This is a genomic window from Paenarthrobacter sp. A20, from assembly GCF_024168825.1.
Taxonomy (GTDB): domain Bacteria; phylum Actinomycetota; class Actinomycetes; order Actinomycetales; family Micrococcaceae; genus Arthrobacter.
Map to the genome: position 1 here is coordinate 3,638,770 of NZ_JALJWH010000001.1, position 18,789 is coordinate 3,657,558.

Sequence of the window (18,789 nt, forward strand, 5' to 3'; positions counted from 1 at the left end):
TGACAAGAACCGCGCTATCACACAGAAGTCGAGTGGGAAATGAGCATACGAACTATTCCATCAGGACAACTGAACGGCCACGCACTGCGGCCACAGCTTCGCATTGCAGTGGTCGGGGCAGGGTACTGGGGACCTAATCTCGCCAGAAACTTGAAGGCCAGCCCCGACTGGGACCTGGTGGCCATTTGTGACCTCGACGTCGAACGTGGCCTAAGGCTCGCCGAGACGGTTGGTGGCGTGGCCGTCGTCGAGTCCTTGGACGAACTCCTGGACACGTACAACCTGGACGCCATCGCAGTGGCGACGCCGGCACACACCCATCACGGCGTCGTGATGACTGCGCTGCGCGCCGGCAAGCATGTGCTGGTGGAAAAACCGCTGGCTGACAGCCGCGCCAAGGGCCTGGAAATGGTGGAGGAAGCCAAAGCCAGGGGACTGGTACTAATGGCGGACCACACCTACTGCTTTACCCCCGCTGTCCTGAAAATCCAGGAGCTCGTGGCCAGCGGCGCGTTGGGCGACATCCTGTATGTCGACTCCGTCCGTATCAACCTGGGACTCGTCCAACCGGACGTCAATGTCTTCTGGGACCTGGCTCCCCATGACCTCTCCATCCTGGACTTCGTCCTGCCCGGCGGGTTGCACCCCACCGAGATCGCCGCCCACGGAGCGGATCCGCTGGGTACCGGCAGGGACTGCGTGGGACATTTGACCTTCGGCTTACCCAACGATGCCATGGTGCACATCCATGTGAACTGGCTCAGCCCCACCAAGATCAGGCAAATGATCATCGGTGGGTCAAAGAGGACCCTCGTCTGGGACGACCTCAATCCGCAGCAACGCCTCAGCGTCTACGACCGTGGCGTCAGCCTGGAACACCAGCCGCGGTCGGCCGCTGACAAGAGGACTTCGGCCATCTCCTATCGCCTTGGCGACACGTGGTCCCCGGCGCTTCAGGAAAGAGAGCCCTTGGGCCAGGTGGTGGCCGAGCTGGCTTCTTCCATCCGGAACCACACCATGCCCCGTACCAGCGGTGAGTCCGGGCTCCGGGTCCTTTCTGTCCTTGAAGCAGTGACCCAAAGCCTGAGCACGGACGGGCAGTCCACCGTGGTGGCCGGCAACGAGGTCAATCTCCAGGTCGCGCGGTGAAAGAGCTGCTGGGGGCCAACATCCTGGTCACAGGCGGTGCCGGAACCATAGGGTCCACCCTTGTTGACCAATTGCTCGACGCCGGTGCGGCGCACGTTGACGTCCTGGACAACCTCGTGCGCGGACGCCTGGCGAACCTTGACGGGGCCTTGGCCAGCGAACGCGTTCAATTGGTGCAAGGGGACCTGCGGGACCGCGACCTGGTACACGGGCTCACCCGCGGCAAGGACCTGGTCTTTCACCAGGCAGCCATCCGCATCACCCAGTGCGCCGAGGAACCGCGGCTTGCACTCGAAGTGCTGGTCGACGGGACGTTCAACGTTGTGGAGGCTGCCGCCGAACACAAAGTGGACAAGCTCATTACGGCCTCCAGTGCCTCCGTCTATGGCATGGCGGAAGACTTTCCCACCAGGGAAAGCCACCATCACCACAACAACGACACCTTCTACGGTGCGGCGAAATCGTTCAACGAAGGCATGGCCAGGAGCTTCCGGGCGATGTCCGGCCTGAACTACGTTGCCCTACGGTACTTCAACGTCTACGGGCCGAGGATGGATGTCCATGGCCTGTACACCGAGGTGCTGGTCCGCTGGATGGAAAGGATCGTTGACGGCCTCCCGCCCGTGATTTTCGGCAGTGGCCAGCAAACCATGGATTTCATCCATACAGCCGATGTGGCCCGGGCCAACGTCCTGGCAGCAGTCAGCGACGTGAACGAAGGGGTCTACAACGTGGCCAGCGGCACCGAAACCAGCCTGGCCGAACTGGCACATTCGTTGCTGTCCGTCATGGATTCCCCGCTGCACCTTGAACATGGGCCGGAAAGGGCAGTCAACGGCGTGGCACGCCGATTGGCGGACACTTCAGCCGCACGCGAGCACCTCGGATTCGAGGCTGCGGTCGGCTTGGAAGATGGACTGCGTTCGCTGGTTTCCTGGTGGCGGCCGCTCCGTGCAGAGATTGCCGCTGCACGGACTGCCAACGGACCAGCTGCTCCTGTCGTTGGTGCGCGATGACTACTTCCGAAACCCGATTGGCACGCATCGACGTCATGAAGCCGTGGCTCGGCGAGGAGGAAGCCCAGGCGGTGGCTGAGGTCATTGCTTCTGGATGGGTTGCCCAAGGACCCAAAGTACGGCAGTTCGAAGATGCCTTCGCCGCGGAACAGCAGGCAGGATTCGCTGTGGCAACTTCCAGCTGCACCACGGCCTTGCACCTGGCGCTGGCCGTCCTGGATGTTGGCCCGGGCGATGACGTGGTGGTCCCTTCGTTCTCCTTCATTGCCACGGCCAACGCAGCCACGTACGTGGGAGCGCGTCCGGTGTTTGCCGACGTCGACCCCCTCACCGGATGCCTGACAGCCTCAACAGTGGAGGCCGCCCTGACGCCGGCCACCAAGGTCGTCATAGCCGTCGACCAAGGAGGGGTGCCCGTTGATCTGGCCCCCCTCCGGGCATTGTGCGACCCCCTTGGCATCACGGTGGTCGAAGACGCTGCCTGCGCCATCGGCTCCCAATACCAAGGCCGTCCTGTTGGGTCAGGCGCAGACGTAGCCGCGTGGTCATTCCACCCCCGCAAAATACTCACCACAGGAGAGGGCGGAATGCTCTCCACCTCGCGGAAGGAACTGGCCGACAGGTCACGACGCCTCCGTGAACACGCCATGAACGTCTCTGCCGCTGACCGGCATGCCAGCGTCCTGTCACCCGCTGAGGAATACCTCGAGGTGGGGTTCAACTACCGCATGACCGACATGCAGGCGGCCGTCGGACTTGTCCAGCTGGGTCGGCTGCGGAGGGCCGTACAGCGCCGACGGGAGCTCGCAGCAACCTACGCAAATGCGTTCGCGGGCATCGAAGGCCTCCGGCTGGTCAGCGACCCGGACTATGGGATCAGCAACTTCCAGTCCTGCTGGCTTGAGGTTGGTCCAGGATTCCCAGTGGGCCGTGACGGGTTGCTGTCCGTCCTGGCCGAGGACGGCATCTCGGCCCGACGCGGCATCATGGCCGCGCACCGCCAACCGGCGTACGCGGGCAAAGACACCGGCAACGTCGCACTGGACGCCACTGAATGGCTGACGGACCACACACTCATCCTGCCCCTGTACCACCAACTCGCATTGCATGACCAGGTCCGCGTCATCGATTCCGTACTTCGGGCCGCGGGTCGATTGACATGAGTGAACTCCTCCTCATCGCAGCAAGTGGCCTGGCCAGGGAGGTCCTGGCCATGGTCCGCAGCAGCGGGCCGTTCGACGTCATTGGAATCCTCGACGACGACGAAGACAAACTGGGGCGCGTGGTGGATGGCGCCCATGTCCTTGGCCCCATCCGTGACGCCTTGAAGTTCCCCCACGCTCTGCTGCTGATCTGCATCGGATCCGGGGCCGGCCGGGAAAGCGTCGTGATGCGGCTCAGGACCCTCGGGCTGGACGAAGACCGCTACGCCACAGCCATTGACCCTTCCGTCCAGGTGCCCGAAGGTTGCCTGATTGGACGGGGCAGCATCCTCCTGGCACATGTGAGCATGACCGCGTCCGTGACCATCGGCAACCATGTGGTGGCAATGCCGGGAGTCACGTTCACCCACGACGACGAGATCAGCGACTTCGCGACCTTCGCCTCAGGCGTGTCACTGGGCGGGAACGTCCACATCGGCCGGGCTGCCTACATCGGGATGAACGCCAGTGTCCGCGAGCGCACCTCCGTCGGAGCGAATGCAACCATTGGCATGGGCGCGGCCGTCCTGACCGATGTTCCTGATGACGAGACCTGGGCAGGCGTTCCGGCACGTGTGATCAGGCGGGGGAATTCTCCCGCGTTGGAGGGCATCCAATGAAACTGATGCGGCCTGTCGCCTTGCAGCACTCAACGAGCGTTTCGGTGGTGGTCCCGTGCTACAACTACGGGCGGTACCTGCCTGACGCTCTGGCCAGCGCGTTGACACAGGAGGGCGTGGACGTTGAGGTCATCGTGGTCGACGACGCATCCACCGATGGCAGCGCCGCCGTTGCATGGCGTCTGGCGTCGGAGGATCCGCGCATTAGCGTGGTTCTCCACGAGAAAAACCAAGGGCACATCGCCACGTACAACGACGGACTCTCCAGGGCCCGGGGGCGCTACGTTACCCTCCTCTCCGCCGATGACGTGATCGCTCCGGGCGCCTTGGCGCGGGCTGCAGCGTTGATGGAGGCCAACCCGCGGGTGGGAATGGTCTATGGCCTGCCCAAGGATTTCACCGATCAGCCGCCGCCCGTTTCCACGCATGAGCACGCCACGTGGAGTGTGTGGGAGGGGAAACAGTGGATTTCCCTCGCGTGCACCCGCGGAAGAAACTTCATTCTCTCCCCGGAAGTGGTCATGCGGACCGACGCCGTGCTCAGCGTCGGCGCCTACAGCACCACGCTGCCGCACTCCGGGGACCTGGAGTACTGGCTGCGGGCCGCAGGCTCCTGGGATGTCGGACGGATCAATGGTCCGGTGCAGGCGTTCTATCGGGTCCACGGAGCCAACATGCATCAAACCGAGTTCGCGGCGGCCGCCGTGGACCTCAAACACCGGCTGGATGCCTTCCGCGTCCTTGAGGACCCCCGCTTTCCGACGAACCCCAAGAGCCGGGCACGGCAGTTGCAGCGGGCTAAATATGCACTGAGCAGGGAAGCTGCGCACCTGGGGTTCAGGGAGATCAACAGGGGCGGGTCAATGGAGGCCGCCGTTGAGCTGCGGAAGTTCATCGAGTGCCTGCACGAGGTTCCTGGCAACATCCATAGGGCCAACGCGTTACAAGCCAGGATCACCCGCGGTGCCCGTGGTCGGAAACCAGGGGTCGGGAGGCAGGCTGCCGAGTTTGCACGGGGCCAACTGGACCGGGTCCGTTGGCGTATCTGGGCCATGACGGGAATCTCGTGACCGAGGTGCGCGGTCAGGACCGCACGCTGGGCAACCGGGCTGCGAGCGCCACGCTCTGGGGCGGGGTCAACATGGCCCTGGGCAGGGTCGTCCAGTTTGCCACCACCATCATCGTGGCCCGCATGATCGCTCCGGAACACTTCGGGGCGCTCGCGGTAGCAATTGTGGTCCAAACGATCGCCACGAACATGGCCGAGCTTGGAGCCACTGCAGCGCTTGCCCGGGGCAACGGCGACCCGGACAAGATTGCTCCTACTGTCTTCTCCATTGCACTGGTGACCAGTGGCGTCATGACAGCGGCTGCTGTTGCCCTCGCGCCTGCTTTGGCGGCGGCTTTTGATGACCCGGCCGCGACCCCGGTGATCCAGGTGTTGTCAATCACCATCCTCCTGCAAGGCATTGGCGCTGTGCCTTCGACCATGGTGTGGCGGGAGTTCCTGCAAAAGCCGCGTGTCGTCGTCGACCTCTGCAGCCTGGTGACCGTGCTGGTGCTTGTGGTTCCCATGGCTTTGGACGGTTGGGGTGCCATGGCGCTCGCCTGGTCCAGGGTCGGTGGCCAGCTTGTTGCCATGGCCGGGTATTGGATCATCACGCCGAAGAGGTACGCACCGGGCTTTGACCGTTCAGTGGCCGTGGAGATCCTGCGCCTGGGCATGCCGCTTGCCATGGCCAACCTTGTGGTATTCGTGACGCTGAACGTGGACTATCTGATGATTGGGCGGATGCTGGATCCGACGGCACTGGGCCTGTATCTCCTTGCATTCAACCTGGCAGGCCTGCCAAGTTCAGTGATCACGGCTGTTATCCGCGCCACCGCGGTGCCTACGTTCGGCAGGCTCTTCGCAGAGGGGACGCTCGGGCCCCTGGCGGCCAGGTTTGTCACGGGCGTCTCCTACTGCGCTTTTCCGATCTCGGCGATGGTGATCGCACTGGCCCATCCGCTGATCGTGACTGCCTATGGTGGGGCCTGGGCGCCGGCGGGAATTGCGCTTGCGACGCTGGGAGTATTCGGCGCCACCAGGATCCTTGTGGAGCTCTTTGCTGACTTGAGCGTCGGGGCAGGCCGGACCGTGTGGCTCTTTTGGGTCCAGGTAGCCTGGCTTGCCGCCCTCACGCCGGCCCTTTTCCTTGGCGTCACGTGGTGGGGAATTGCCGGGGCTGGGATCGCCCACGCAACAGTGGCCTGCCTGGTGGTCATTCCCCTGTATGTACACTCCCTCACATCAGTACTGCAGACCACTGCCTGGCAGCTGCTTCGTGGAAGCATCCCACCTCTGGCGGCTGCCACAGTGGCTGGGACCGCTGCCTGGCTGGCTACCCAGGGGATGGCCAATCCGGGCGTCGCCCTGGCAGCAGGCACCCTGGTGGGCTCGACTTTGTACGTACTCCTGACGTTCCGCCAGGGCAAGCAGCTGGTGACGGACGTTCGTGGTTTGCTTCAGGCCAAGGGTGCAGCGTCCGCACCGTCACATGCCGGCACAGCGGGAAGCGCGGGCACGCCGTGAAACCCAAGGCATTGGTGACAGCGCGCCTCGTCGCGAAGCGGCTTCGCAGGGATGGCTTGCGGCCCGTGGCACGCACCGTAGCGGCCAAGGCCGTGAATGCCGCTGTGGGTGCCTGGCATCTGGCCGAACCGGGCCTTCCCTTGCGGGAGGAAGACATCGTGGACCCGCAGTCCCGATTGCAGTCACCAGTACTGCAGTCATCACCGGTACCCGCCAGGACCGGCCGCCTCCGGGTTGGTTGGGTCTGCACACCCCCTGCCCCCGGCTCCGGGGGTCACACCACCTTCTTCCGAATGGTTGAGGAGATGGAAGAACGCGGCCACCTCTGCACCCTGTTCCTTTACGACCCCCACGATGACGACATCAGCCGTCACGAAGAGACCATCCGAAGCCACTGGCCGGCGCTGCGTGCCGGGGTTCGCAGCGCCACAAATGGGATGGAAGGGGTGGACGCCATTATTGCCAGTTCCTGGCCCACGGCACACGTTGCCGCGGGAAGGGCACCCGGCGGCGTCCACCTCTTCTATTTCATCCAGGACTACGAGCCATACTTCTATCCGCGCGGATTCCTTTACGCGCTGGCAGAGGACAGCTACCGCCTTGGACTGACCAACGTGGCCCTCGGCGGGATGATTGGCGAGGTCATGCAAGCAGAACTGGGCGAACCCCCTCACGCTGTGGTTCCTTTCGGCTGCGACACGGGCACGTACCGACTACTCAAGCCCCCACCACGCAACGTCCGTGCCGGAGTGGTCTACTACGCCAAAAGGAAGGTCGACCGGCGCGGCTATCTGCTGGCCAAGCTGGCTTTGGAACGCTTCCATGCGCTCCACCCCGAACAGGAGATCCACATCTACGGAGACACCGTTACCGGGTGGGATATTCCGGTGACGAACCACGGCAACCTCACGCCTAATGAATTGAATAGCCTTTACAACCGCACCATTGCCGGCCTGGCTATTTCCTTCACCAACATCTCCCTGGTCCCCGGGGAACTCCTCGCAGCAGGAAACGTGCCAGTCCTGAACCATTCCGCCTTTGCCTCAGGACTGCTCAGGGATCCCGACGCCGTGTGGGCACCTGCCACCCCGACCGGGTTGGCCACCGCGCTCGCAGAAGTTGTCGGCGCCCCCGGCATCGAGGAACGCGCCCAAACCATCGCGGGCAGGAAGCGTCCCGACTGGTCCAAAACACGTGAAGAATTCGCCCGTCTGCTGGAAAACTCATGCGCGTCCATGCCTCACCAGGCGCCCTTGCATTCACTGCGCGGAGGCCGGGCATGAAGCGGATGAAGAAGTTTCTCGTGTTCCCTCCGGCCAGGGAAATACAAACCGGAGATCTTGATGGCACCTCGGGGGACGCCAATCATGTGGGCCTCCTGCTTAAATTCGCAGCCTTCGGAATCTTTTTCTTCCCCTCCAACATGGTGGTGAAGCCAATAGGCGCAGTGGGCACCGTTCCCATCATGTTGGCCCTCCTGCTTCTGGTATTTTGGCTCTGCTCGGCCCTTTTCGGACTGCACAATCCACTGAAAAGCAGCCATCCGGGACGGCTCGGGCTGGGAATGCTATGGGTGGGAACGTGCGCGTCCTATGTGGCACTGTTCTCCGGCTTCACCGGCAACACCAATGTTTCCGCCCAGGCCGCGGCAGACCGATGGCTGATCCTGATCCTCGCATGCGGTGGGATAGTCCTGGTTGCCACTGAGGCAGTCCGCACCCTCAACGACGCCATGTCACTGGTGCGGGCAATCCTTGCCGGGGCCTTCTTTTGCTGCCTCATTGCCTTGGTCCAATTCCTTTTCCGTGTCAACCCGATGCTGTGGGTCCAGGAGGCAATGCCCGGATTCACGGATAACGGCGGAAACACGGCATTCCAAGTACGCGGGCTGATGACACGCGTCGCAGGCAGCACCTTCCACTCCATTGAACTGGCGGTAGTTTGCGCCATGTTGCTGCCCTTGTCGATCTGGCGGGCAATCTACGACAGGACCGGCCACAAATGGCTGCACTGGACGGGTACAGGCTTGCTGGTTGTCGCCATCGCCTCAACCGTTTCGAGGTCCGGTGTCCTGGGACTGTTCCTGGGGATGGTGGTGTTCATCCCGTTCCTGCCCCGCTCAGCACGGCGATGGGCAGTAGTAGCAGCCCCGGCAGCCATGGCGGCACTTTTTGTGGCAATCCCAGGACTTGTGGGAACCCTGACGTCCTCTTTCACCGCCGGGGACAGCGACCCCTCACTCACAACGCGCACCAACAACTACCCACGCGTGGCCGAGATGTTCGGTGAACTGCCCTTCCTGGGGCTTGGACCCGGAAACTACATGCCGGAGAACGCCCTCTACATCTTGGACAACCAGTACCTCAACTCCCTGGTCACCCTGGGCCTGGTGGGCTTCATCGGCATGGTGGCCTATCTCGTCCTGCCGGCCATGTCATCGTTCATCGCAGCGCGCGCTTCCCGGATCCCACCCCTCCGCTGCCTCGCCGGGGCAGTGGCAGCTGCAGGTGCGGTGGCCGCCGGTTGCTCGCTGACCTTCGACTCGATGGCATTTCCCGTGTTTGCCCTGATGTACCCCTTCATCATTGGCCTCGGAGGAGGCGCATGGATCATGATCCGCCGTGAAATCGAGCTACGGGAAACTACTGCTCCAGAGAAGAACAACAGCGGCCCGCCCCTGTACAGACTCAACCGAAAACCTTCCACTCCGAATGTCGAGGCGATCACATGGACCCGGTAGCAGTCATCAAGACGTTGTGGCACCACAAATTCATAGTGCTGCCTGTCCTGCTGGTGACGGCACTGGCAGCCATCTACGTGTACTCCTTTGCCCCGCGATCGTATGAGGCGAAGGCAACGTATGCGATCGTCAACCCAAAGATCCCTACTGCTGCCGAGTTGGAGAAGAATCCCGAGCTGAATTCCCTCAATTCGGACAACCCGTACCTTCGATCAGCGGATTCATCACTGATTGCCCAAGTAGTGGGCACACGGCTGAACGACGATACAACCGGGGATGCCCTCCTTCGGGACGGACTGAGCACGGACTTCACCGTCCAGCGCCCGCCGGCCTCGTTCCTGATCGAAATTTCGGCGGCTTCAGAGAGCAAGGACAAGGCTGTTGCCACGGTAAAGGCCCTCGGCTCCAGGCTGGAAGCGGACCTCCTGGCCATCCAGTCAATCAATGGAGCCAATGAACGCTTCCTGTACACATCGCTGATGGTTGCCGCTCCCGACAACGCCACCGAGCAGTTTTCCAGCCGCCTCCGCTCGCTGATCGTTGTACTCGTGGCCGGGATTGTGCTCACCTTCGGCGCTGTGTCCATAGCCAGGGGCCTGGAGTCGTCACGTTCGCGGGCCCGTTCTGCGGCGCCGGCAGGGGAGCGGCGCAAGAAGTCCCGCCGCCCGCAGGACCACAAGGACGAGGACCCCAACGGCCGGCCCACCCTCCCCGGCCTCGAAGAGCTCACAGTCCAGGACGTCCTGAAACCCGCGCCAGCAGATCAGTTCTTCGCCGCCAATGGGCCGTTGAGTGAATCCCTGCGGTCCCACAGCAACGGCAAGTCGCCCATAAAGGAAACATCCGCCTGAAAGGCAACCAGTGAAACCAAGGACAGCAGGCATCCTGGGGGGAACTGTCCTCGCCAGCCTTGTCATAGCGGTCGCTGCCGCAAGCGGCGTTCCACCCTTCACTGGGCCGGACACACCCAACGGCGGTCCACCCACCACTCCAGCAAGCACTCCATCGGGTTTTGACGGAGTGGTGTTGCGCCCCGTCGATGGCGGCGCGGACTATTACGCACAGTTCAGCGGCAGCCTCCCCGCCGATCCAGCGTATTTCCCCATCGCCGTATGGTTCGAAAGTGTCCTGGACCAAGCGAATATCGCCTTGGACAAGGAAGCCGGGCTCAACACCTACGTCGAGCTAACCGCCAATTCCGACCTCCAACTGGTCAAGGCGTCTGGCATGTACGCCATCCCCACCTTCAATTCCGCAGATGCCTCAGGCTTTGCCCTCAGCGACGAAGTGGACATGTGGGCAGGACCGGGCAGCGCCCCGTGGACAGGCAAATATCCCGGCGAAGGGCCCCTCTGCGTGCCGGAGGCAAGCAAATGCGGCTACACCGTCCAGAAGGAACGCCGCGCAGTAGCACCACAAGGAGCCATGCTGTATGCCAACTACGGCAAGGGCGTGGCCTTCTGGCTTTCCGATGAGGAGTCCGTGGAGTTCTTCAAAGGCATCCAGGACGTTGTCTCGGCTGATACCTACTGGTTCACCGACCCCAGTATCTGTGCCAAAGGTGAAGGCGGCGCGATCGTCGGGTACACACGAGACCTCACACAGGAAGAATGCAGGCTCGCCGCTAACTACGGCTGGACCATCGAACGCATCCGAAAACTGCAGGCAGGCGGAAACACTACGCCCATCTGGGCCTTCGTGGAGGCCGGACACCCCTTCAAGGACTCGCCCAACGCCACAACCATCAGCGCTCCCGAAATCCGTGCAGCGGTATGGAGCAGCCTGATCCACGGCGCCCGCGGCGTGATCTACTTCAACCACAACTTCGGGGGCGACTGCATCTCCCAGCACGTACTCCGTGACTGCGGCGCGCTGGTCAGGCCAACAGTAACGGCACTGAACAAACAAATCTCAGAGCTTGCACCCGTCCTCAACGGGCCCTTCCTCGACGGCGCCACCACGGCCACCGGCCCAGTGGACTTCACCACCAAACTGCACGACCACAAGGTCTACATCTTTGCCGGCGCCAACAAGGAGGCCGGCGGGCAGGCAACCTTCCACGTCCAGTGCGGCGGGAGCACCGCCGTCGTCCTCGACGAGAACCGGACCATTCCCGTGGTGGACGGCAGTTTCACAGACACCTTCTCCGACGGAAACGCCGTGCACCTCTACCGTGTCGAAGGCGGCGGGAGCTGCGGCTTCTGACTAGCGGCTGCTGTCGTCCCGCTCCCAGGCGGCAGCAGGCTTGCGAACCAACAGCGGACGACGGCGGCCCGCAGCAGCGAAGACGGCGTAAACGGCGGCGTCAACTGCAGAAAACGGACCCCTGACGGAGGAAAGCAGTTCACGCACAGTCCGGGACGTCGTCGCCGAATCCTGCCCGTCCTGCTGCGCATTTCCCCGATAGCTCCGCCGCAGGACAGCAAGCAGGGACACCCTGGTCCGCGGCGTCCTCACCACCACAGGCTCAGTGGGCAGGACTGCCTTCTCCTCCGCTGCGAAGAGCCGGTCCACGTAGTAGTCATCCCCGGTCAGGGCCGGAAACGCGCCCAGTCGATCATGCCCGTCCCTGCTGAGGGCGTACGCCCCCGCACCCCAAAGGCCTTGGGCGTTGCCGGGTACCCGGCTCCTGGCCCTGTAATAGGACCGCACCAGCGCAGAAGCACCTCTGGTGTCATACCGGAAGGCCGGACGGGCAGCCAGCAGCGGCCCGCCGTCAAGGGCCTTCAGGACCGACTCGAGGGCCCCGGTGCTGACCTCGATGTCCGCGTCCAGGTATAGGCGGGGCCAACGGTTCGTCGCCTGATCTGCGGCATTCAAAGCCTCGGTCTTGGAAGCAGCATCCAGGGACAGGACCCGCACGCCCGGGAACGTCGACGCAATGGCCTCCGTCCCATCGGTACAGCCATTACACGCCACAATGACCTCAACAGAGCCCCACGCCATCACGCCCTTCAACGACTCAAGGGTCCTGGCGATTACAGCGGCCTCATTATGCGCGGGAATGATGACGGCGCCCGATGGTGGCGGCTCGTCCGACACGGGGGACTGCCCACCGCGGGTGGCATGAGGCAACCCCTGCCACCGCCTCCGGTCAAGCACAGCCAGGGCAGCCCCACGGTGCCCAGGCTTATGGAGACGGACAAGTTCCGAAACCAACACCGCCGCAGTGAACGCCGCCAGCGTGCGTCGACCGCAATACTTCGCCGCATACCGAACCCGATTGACAGACATCAGCGCCGTCAACTGCGGCGACGTCCCGGAGCCCCCGCGTTCATGCCACATCCGGGCGGAAGGCTCAAACCAGATCGAACGTCCCGTCTCCCGAACCCGCCTGCAATAGTCCGTCTCCTCCGAATACAGGAAAAACTGCTCGTCCCAGTCACCCACGTCCCTTGTCGCATCCGCACGGATCAACAGCGCCGCACCCGTCGCCCAATCAACACAGTGTGCATAGTGGTAACTCTCAGGATCAAAATCCATCTCGGACAACCACCCGGGCCTGCCCTGCACCCGGCCGCCCAGGGCCGCATCCCCCAGCGCTCGCAGAACGCCCGGTTCGCGGCGCAGCGACGGGTACACGCTGCCGTCGTCGTCCAGAAGGACCGGAACTACCATTCCTGCGCCGGAGAGTGCCATTCTTCGGCGCAGGGCAGCAACCGCTCCGGGCTCCACGCGCAGGTCCGGGTTGAGGATGAGGTAGGCATCCGCTGCTCCGGCCATTCGCATAGCGGCATTGATTCCGCCCGCGTATCCAAGGTTCCCTCCGGTGCTCACGGCGACGACGTCAGGATGCCGGGCCAGTTCGGCCATGGTGAGGTCATCGGGGGAATTATCGGCCACCACCACTTTCAGTGACTGCTCCTTTGTTTCCCCACGCAGGCTGGAGACCAAGGCCTGGACGTCGTCGGCATTGTTGTAGGTCACTACAATCACGGCGACGTCGGCCATTGACGCTGCCGGCAGGAACGATCCCGGACCACGGCTGGGCCCGTGCTCCGGGACGGCTGGGGCTTTGGTCCCAGGGATCACGTCCCTCGAACCGGGCACCGAAGAGGGCAACGCTGCAGTACTGGACATCCGCAGGGTGAAGTACGCCTGCGGTCCGTCCACCAGGTATCGCCGGGCCAGGCGTCGTGGTTCAAGCATCAATCGCCAGGCCCATTCCATGCCGTGGGTACTGACCCATACCGGGGCGCGCGTGATCCGGCCCGCGAGGAAGTCGACAACGGCACCGAACGCGAGCAACACCTTGGCCCCCGTCAGCTGCCCGTACTCGGCAATCCAGAGCTCCTGCCGTGGTTTGCCCAAGCCCACCACCAGAATGTCCGCCTCGGAGGCGGCAATCTCGGCTGCCAAACGCGAGGATGCGCTCACATCACCAAGCACTGAACGCTCAGGTGCCCACCAACCTGCAACTGCCAGACCGGGACGCTCCTGGCTGAACCTGTTCCGGATGAGTTCCTGCGACTGGGGGCTTCCGCCCAGGAATCCCACGCGGAGACCACGGCGTACGGCCTGGTCCAGCAATGGTCCCACGAGGTCGCTGCCGGCCAGGCGGGGCCAAGCAGAGCCGGTGATCCGCCCGGCTTCGGCAACCAACGGCGCACCATCGAGCAACGTCAACCATTCCACTGGTCCTGGCTGGTCCAGCGTGCCGCTCCACCGGCTGCCACGGCCGAAATGCTGGATGTGGTCCAAGTTTGCCGAGCAGACTCCCAAGGGCTTGGCTTCACCGTTATGCGCACGGCCCAGGATTTCACTCACTGCCTTGTCGAAGTCCATGAGTTTCACTGGTGCTCCGCCCAGGTTCACCCATTGCTCTGCCCCGGATTGTTCCGCGAATTGGTCACTGGCAGTGGCTTGGTCGCTGGCAACCGGTCCCTTGGGCGCCGTGAGCAGCAGCGCTGTATCGTCGGCATCGATGGCGGTGGAACGGTGGGGGAGTGCGCCTCGTCGGGGCGCTATCTTTGGCAGCAGCATTCTCGGCTCTCCAGGCTTCGGGGTCCAGCTCAGGGCAGAATAATTGAGCCGGCGATCCAATGCTGCTGCACTGCTTGGATCGCCGTGGACAGCAAATGCTGCCCAACCAACTTGTTCACTTGAGTTGTCTCCCGGCCCTGCCACATTGTGGGCTGCCGTAGGGCAACTTTAGGCCGTTTTGGCGGACTCCGCTAGGGCTCCAGTGCCGCCACATAGTCAGCAAGCCGTGGGGCGGCTGCAGGTGGATCAAAACCGCTGGCTCGAATTCCCGACAGATCCAGCATGCTGCTCCGGGGACGGGGAGCCGTGCCTGGCCCGGAATACGCTGCGGTACTGACGGACTGCACCAAACCGGGGTCGGCCCCGCACAAGCGGTATACCTCCCGTGCAATGTCCGCCCACGACTGCCGTTCGCCGCTGTTGCTGAGGTTGTACGTCCCGTAGGGGGCGTTGGTTTCGAGCAAATGCCGGATGCCCGCCGCGATGTCCGTGGCGAAGGTCAGACGGCCCCATTGGTCATCGACCACCGACGGTGACGTTCCGCGTGCGGCCAGCGCCGCCATGGTGCGCACAAAGTTTCGGCCCTCGCCCACAACCCAGCTGGTCCGCACAATAAAGTGTCGCGGCACCGACGCCACAGCAGCGTCCCCGGCCGCTTTGCTCTGGCCATAGACCCCCAGCGGCGTGGGGTCTTCATCTTCCCGGTGAATGTCCGCCGTGCCGTCGAACACATAGTCGCTGGAGATATGAACCAGCGTCAGCGAATGTTCGACGGCGGTCCTCGCCAACAGGGACACGGCGGTTGCGTTGATTCTCCAGGCAGCTGCCCGGCCGTCGGCGGTCTCTGCAGCGTCCACTCCCGTGAATGCTGCTGCGTTGATGATGGTGGAATACTTCCGCCAGTCAGTTGCCACATACGATGCTTCCAACGTGATGTCGAACTGCTCCCTGTCCGCAAATTCCACAGTTTCGTCACCTGCAAATGCGGTCCGCAGTGCGTTTCCCAGCTGGCCATTTGATCCAAGGACCAGGGTGCGCCGCCGTTTCATGGGTTCCACTCCAGGTAATCGCGGATGATTTCGGTCCTGCGGGGACACGACCGCCTTGTCCAGGGAAATCGGCCACGGGACAGCCACTGCTTCGTCGGCCAAATTCAGGAAGGTGTAATCCTTCTGCGCCTCCGCGCTCCAATGGTCGTTGACCAGGTAGGTGTAGGCGGTGCCGTCCTCGAGCGTCTGGAAAGCGTTGCCTACACCCCGAGGGACGTAGATCGCGTCCTTGGCTGTCAGCTCCGCATAAAACAGTGTCCCAAAGGTGGTTCCTTCCCGCAGGTCCACCCACGCGCCGAAGATTCGTCCGGAGGCGAGGGAAATGAACTTGTCCCATGGTTCGGCGTGAATGCCACGAGTGGTGCCGCGGGCGGCATTGAAGGAAATATTGTTCTGCACCGGGCCGAAATCCGGCAGCCCAAGGTCCGCCATTTTCTTCCGGTGCCAGTTCTCTTTGAACCAGCCCCGGTCATCCCCATGAACCGGCAGCTCAAAAAGCATCAAGCCCGGGATGGGTGTAGCCCTTGTCCGCAATTGCTGTGCCGGCTCCACTGTTCAGTGGCCCTGACCCGCGTACTTGGATTCTGTCCCAGCTTTCTGCGGACGCCACCAATCTTCGTTGTCCCTGTACCACTTCACGGTGTCAGCGATGCCGGCGTCGAAATCCGAGTACCGCGGCGACCAACCAAGTTCCCGCCTCAGTTTGCTCGAATCGATGGCGTAGCGAAGGTCGTGGCCGGGACGGTCACCCACCAGGTCATAGGCATCGCGCGGCTGGCCCATCAGCGAAAGAATCATTTCCACAACCTCGCGGTTGGATCGTTCACCGTCGGCTCCTATCAGGTACGTTTCACCCACGCGGCCGCGTTCGAGAATCGCCACCACGGCCGAGGAGTGGTCCTCTACGTGAATCCAGTCCCGGACGTTGAGCCCATTGCCGTAAAGGCGCGGCCGGGCACCTTCCAGGATGTTGGTGACCTGCCGGGGAATGAACTTCTCCACGTGTTGGTAAGGGCCGTAATTGTTGGAGCAATTGCTGATGGTCGCCTGGAGGCCGAATGACCTGACCCAAGCGCGAACCAACAAGTCCGAGCCTGCCTTCGTAGCCGAATACGGGCTGGTCGGCCGATACACGGAATCTTCAGTGAAGCGATGCGGATCATCCAGGGCCAGGTCTCCGTAGACCTCGTCCGTGGAGATGTGATGGAAACGCTTGCCGTGTTTGCGTGCGGCCTCAATGAGCGTGAAGGTACCCAGCAAGTTCGTGTCAACAAACGGACGGGGTTCCTCCAACGAGTTGTCATTGTGTGACTCGGCCGCAAAATGCACTACAGCGTCCACGGCGGCAGTCAGCGTGTCCACGCTGTCGGCGTCGCAGATGTCGCCCTGGACGAAGTCGAAGCGTTCGGGAGGCAGCCCGGCGAGCGATTCGATGCTGCCCGCATAGGTCAGTTTGTCCAGGACCGTGACATGCAGGCCGGTGTGCTCCATGATGTAGTGGACAAAGTTGCATCCAATGAATCCGGCCCCGCCGGTGACAAGGATTCTCTGCATGGCCCTAGAGTAGCCGCCCGCGGCGAGACTGGGCACAGGTGAGGACGGCTGGTTTGCGAGGAATTGTTCTTGCAGGTGGAACGGGTTCGCGGCTCCACCCCATCACGCTCGGAATCAGCAAGCAGCTGGTTCCCGTGTTCGATAAGCCCATGATCTATTACCCCCTGTGCACGCTGATGCTCGCAGGGATCCGAGACATCCTGGTCATCACGACGCCAGGGGACGCAGCCCAGTTCCAGCGGCTCCTTGGCGATGGATCGCAGTTCGGCATCAACCTCAGCTATGCGGAGCAGCCGACGCCGGACGGCCTCGCCCAGGCGTTCATCCTCGGGGAGGACCACATTGGCAGCGGTAAAGTGGCGCTGATCCTCGGGGACAACATTTTCAACGGCCCCGGCATGGGCAACCAATTGCGCCACTACGCCGACGTCGACGGCGGCGCCATCTTCGGTTACTGGGTCAAGGACCCGTCCGCCTACGGAGTGGTGGAATTCGACGACGACGGCCTGGCCGTTTCCATCGAGGAGAAGCCGGCCGTGCCGAAGAGCAATTACGCCGTCCCCGGCCTGTACTTTTACGACAACAACGTGGTTGCCATGGCGAAAGACCTCCAACCATCCCCGCGTGGGGAACTGGAGATCACGGACATCAACCGCAAGTACATGGAACTCGGCCAGTTGCACGTGCAGAAATTCCCACGGGGTACCGCCTGGCTGGACACGGGAACCTTCAGCGACCTGAACGACGCCTCAAACTACGTCCGCACCACGGAGAACCGGCAGGGCTTGAAGATCGGCGCCCCTGAAGAAGTGGCGTGGCGGATGGGCTACCTGAACGACGACGAACTTCGCCAACAGGCCGCCAAGCTCGCCAAAAGCGGGTACGGGAACTACCTTCTGGACATCCTGGACCGCCAATAGCACCGAATTACGTGGCGGACACGTCTTCGAGGGCGCGGGCAATTTCTGCGGGAAGAACGCTCAATTGCGCGTCCAGTAGTTCTTTGAGTTGCACGGCGTTCCTGGCGCCGACAACAGCTGTCGCAACGCCCGGGCGCGAGAGCAGCCAGCTCAGGGAAACGTCCAGGGGAGACCGCCCCAGTCCGCGGGCAGCCATGGCCACCGCCTCCACCACCCGTGAGGCTTTCGGCTCGAGGTAAGGCTCCACATAGGCTGCGAGACGGCTCTGCGCTGCCCTGGAATCGGCCGGAATCTGCCCGCGGTATTTTCCGCTCAGGACGCCCCGACCCAGCGGCGCCCAGGCCATGAGCCCCAGCCCCGCGTCTTCCACGGCAGGGATCAGTTCCTCCTCGGCCCGGCGCTGAACCAGGGAGTATTCCGACTGGTTTGCCACCAGTGTGAATCCGGCCACGGCGGCGGCTTTGGCTGTCTGCCATCCGTTGTAGTTGGAAATTCCGACGTAGCGGGCCCGGCCGCTGCGTTGGGCGAGTTCCAACGCTGAAAGGGTTTCATCCAAGGGAACATTCGGGTCCCACTCGTGGGCGAACCAGATGTCGATGTAGTCGGTTCCCAGCCTGGCCAGGCTGGCGTCCAGGGCGGACAGCATCGCCCCGCGGGAGGCGTTGATGCTGCGCCTGGAGTCCGACGACGACACCCCGGCTTTGGTGGAGATGACCAGTTCGGAGCGGGCCACCACATCGCCCAGCATGGACCCCAGCATCGCTTCGGCCTGGCCCTGGGCGTACGAGGCTGCGGTGTCAACCACAGTGCCTCCGGCAGCTACGAAGGCGTGCAGCACTTCGGCCGCGTCCTGTTCATCTGTTTCCTGGGCCCAGGACATGGTTCCGAGGGACAAAGAGGACACACGGAACCCGCTGTTTCCGACATAACGCTGCTGCATAGCTGCTAGCTTACGGGCAGTTCCCAGTCTTCATGACGTAG

15 protein-coding genes are annotated in these 18,789 nt (G+C 63.0%); 11 read left to right on the forward strand and 4 right to left on the reverse strand.

The features are described from left to right. Window positions 1–39: 39 nt before the first annotated feature. Genes J3D46_RS16750 through J3D46_RS16795 form a run of 10 tightly spaced genes read left to right on the forward strand, consistent with a single transcriptional unit; the run spans window position 40 to window position 11,507 of the window. Window positions 40–1,149 (forward strand): Gfo/Idh/MocA family protein, encoded by a 1,110-nt coding sequence (locus tag J3D46_RS16750; protein WP_231340164.1) that lies wholly within the window; start codon window positions 40–42, stop codon window positions 1,147–1,149. Then, window positions 1,146–2,165 (forward strand): NAD-dependent epimerase/dehydratase family protein, encoded by a 1,020-nt coding sequence (locus tag J3D46_RS16755; protein WP_253468252.1) that lies wholly within the window; start codon window positions 1,146–1,148, stop codon window positions 2,163–2,165. The genes J3D46_RS16750 and J3D46_RS16755 overlap by 4 nt, the downstream gene beginning before the upstream one ends. Next, window positions 2,162–3,328 (forward strand): DegT/DnrJ/EryC1/StrS aminotransferase family protein, encoded by a 1,167-nt coding sequence (locus J3D46_RS16760; protein WP_253468253.1) that lies wholly within the window; start codon window positions 2,162–2,164, stop codon window positions 3,326–3,328. Before J3D46_RS16755 ends, J3D46_RS16760 begins: the two co-directional genes overlap by 4 nt. Continuing rightward, window positions 3,325–3,987: an acetyltransferase gene (locus J3D46_RS16765; RefSeq protein WP_231340161.1), complete on the forward strand. Its 663-nt coding sequence runs from the start codon at window positions 3,325–3,327 to the stop codon at window positions 3,985–3,987. The genes J3D46_RS16760 and J3D46_RS16765 overlap by 4 nt, the downstream gene beginning before the upstream one ends. Then, the gene (locus J3D46_RS16770) at window positions 3,984–5,057 is read left to right on the forward strand and encodes a glycosyltransferase family 2 protein (protein WP_253468254.1); all 1,074 of its coding nucleotides are present in this window, start codon (window positions 3,984–3,986) and stop codon (window positions 5,055–5,057) included. Before J3D46_RS16765 ends, J3D46_RS16770 begins: the two co-directional genes overlap by 4 nt. After that, window positions 5,054–6,562, forward strand: a complete 1,509-nt coding sequence (locus J3D46_RS16775) for an oligosaccharide flippase family protein (RefSeq protein ID WP_253468255.1) — start codon at window positions 5,054–5,056, stop codon at window positions 6,560–6,562. The genes J3D46_RS16770 and J3D46_RS16775 overlap by 4 nt, the downstream gene beginning before the upstream one ends. 14 nt (window positions 6,563–6,576) lie before the next feature. Next, window positions 6,577–7,845, forward strand: a complete 1,269-nt coding sequence (locus J3D46_RS16780; protein ID WP_253468256.1) for a glycosyltransferase family 1 protein — start codon at window positions 6,577–6,579, stop codon at window positions 7,843–7,845. Between the two features lie 5 nt (window positions 7,846–7,850). Next, entirely contained in the window at window positions 7,851–9,302 is a 1,452-nt protein-coding gene (locus J3D46_RS16785) for an O-antigen ligase (RefSeq protein WP_253468257.1), read from the forward strand. Then, window positions 9,290–10,153, forward strand: a complete 864-nt coding sequence (locus J3D46_RS16790) for a chain-length determining protein (RefSeq protein WP_253468258.1) — start codon at window positions 9,290–9,292, stop codon at window positions 10,151–10,153. Before J3D46_RS16785 ends, J3D46_RS16790 begins: the two co-directional genes overlap by 13 nt. A 10-nt stretch (window positions 10,154–10,163) precedes the next feature. Further along, window positions 10,164–11,507, forward strand: a complete 1,344-nt coding sequence (locus tag J3D46_RS16795; protein ID WP_253468259.1) for a hypothetical protein — start codon at window positions 10,164–10,166, stop codon at window positions 11,505–11,507. Here J3D46_RS16795 and J3D46_RS16800 read toward each other — a convergent pair whose 3' ends face one another. The 3 genes from J3D46_RS16800 to rfbB form a co-directional block, all read right to left on the reverse strand. Further along, window positions 11,508–14,285: a WecB/TagA/CpsF family glycosyltransferase gene (locus J3D46_RS16800; protein WP_253468260.1), complete on the reverse strand. Its 2,778-nt coding sequence runs from the start codon at window positions 14,283–14,285 to the stop codon at window positions 11,508–11,510. Between the two features lie 191 nt (window positions 14,286–14,476). Beyond that, complete coding sequence (locus J3D46_RS16805; protein ID WP_308102712.1) at window positions 14,477–15,886, reverse strand: bifunctional dTDP-4-dehydrorhamnose 3,5-epimerase family protein/NAD(P)-dependent oxidoreductase; 1,410 nt, start codon at window positions 15,884–15,886, stop codon at window positions 14,477–14,479. A gap of 3 nt (window positions 15,887–15,889) precedes the next feature. Continuing rightward, complete coding sequence (rfbB, locus tag J3D46_RS16810) at window positions 15,890–16,888, reverse strand: dTDP-glucose 4,6-dehydratase (protein WP_253468261.1); 999 nt, start codon at window positions 16,886–16,888, stop codon at window positions 15,890–15,892. Between the two features lie 53 nt (window positions 16,889–16,941). On the opposite strand from rfbB, the gene rfbA reads away from it, so the two are divergent. Next, window positions 16,942–17,808, forward strand: coding sequence for a glucose-1-phosphate thymidylyltransferase RfbA (gene rfbA / locus J3D46_RS16815; RefSeq protein WP_231340151.1), 867 nt, complete (start codon window positions 16,942–16,944; stop codon window positions 17,806–17,808). 7 nt (window positions 17,809–17,815) lie between these two features. Here rfbA and J3D46_RS16820 read toward each other — a convergent pair whose 3' ends face one another. Continuing rightward, window positions 17,816–18,748 (reverse strand): aldo/keto reductase, encoded by a 933-nt coding sequence (locus J3D46_RS16820; RefSeq protein ID WP_231340150.1) that lies wholly within the window; start codon window positions 18,746–18,748, stop codon window positions 17,816–17,818. Window positions 18,749–18,789: the final 41 nt, after the last annotated feature.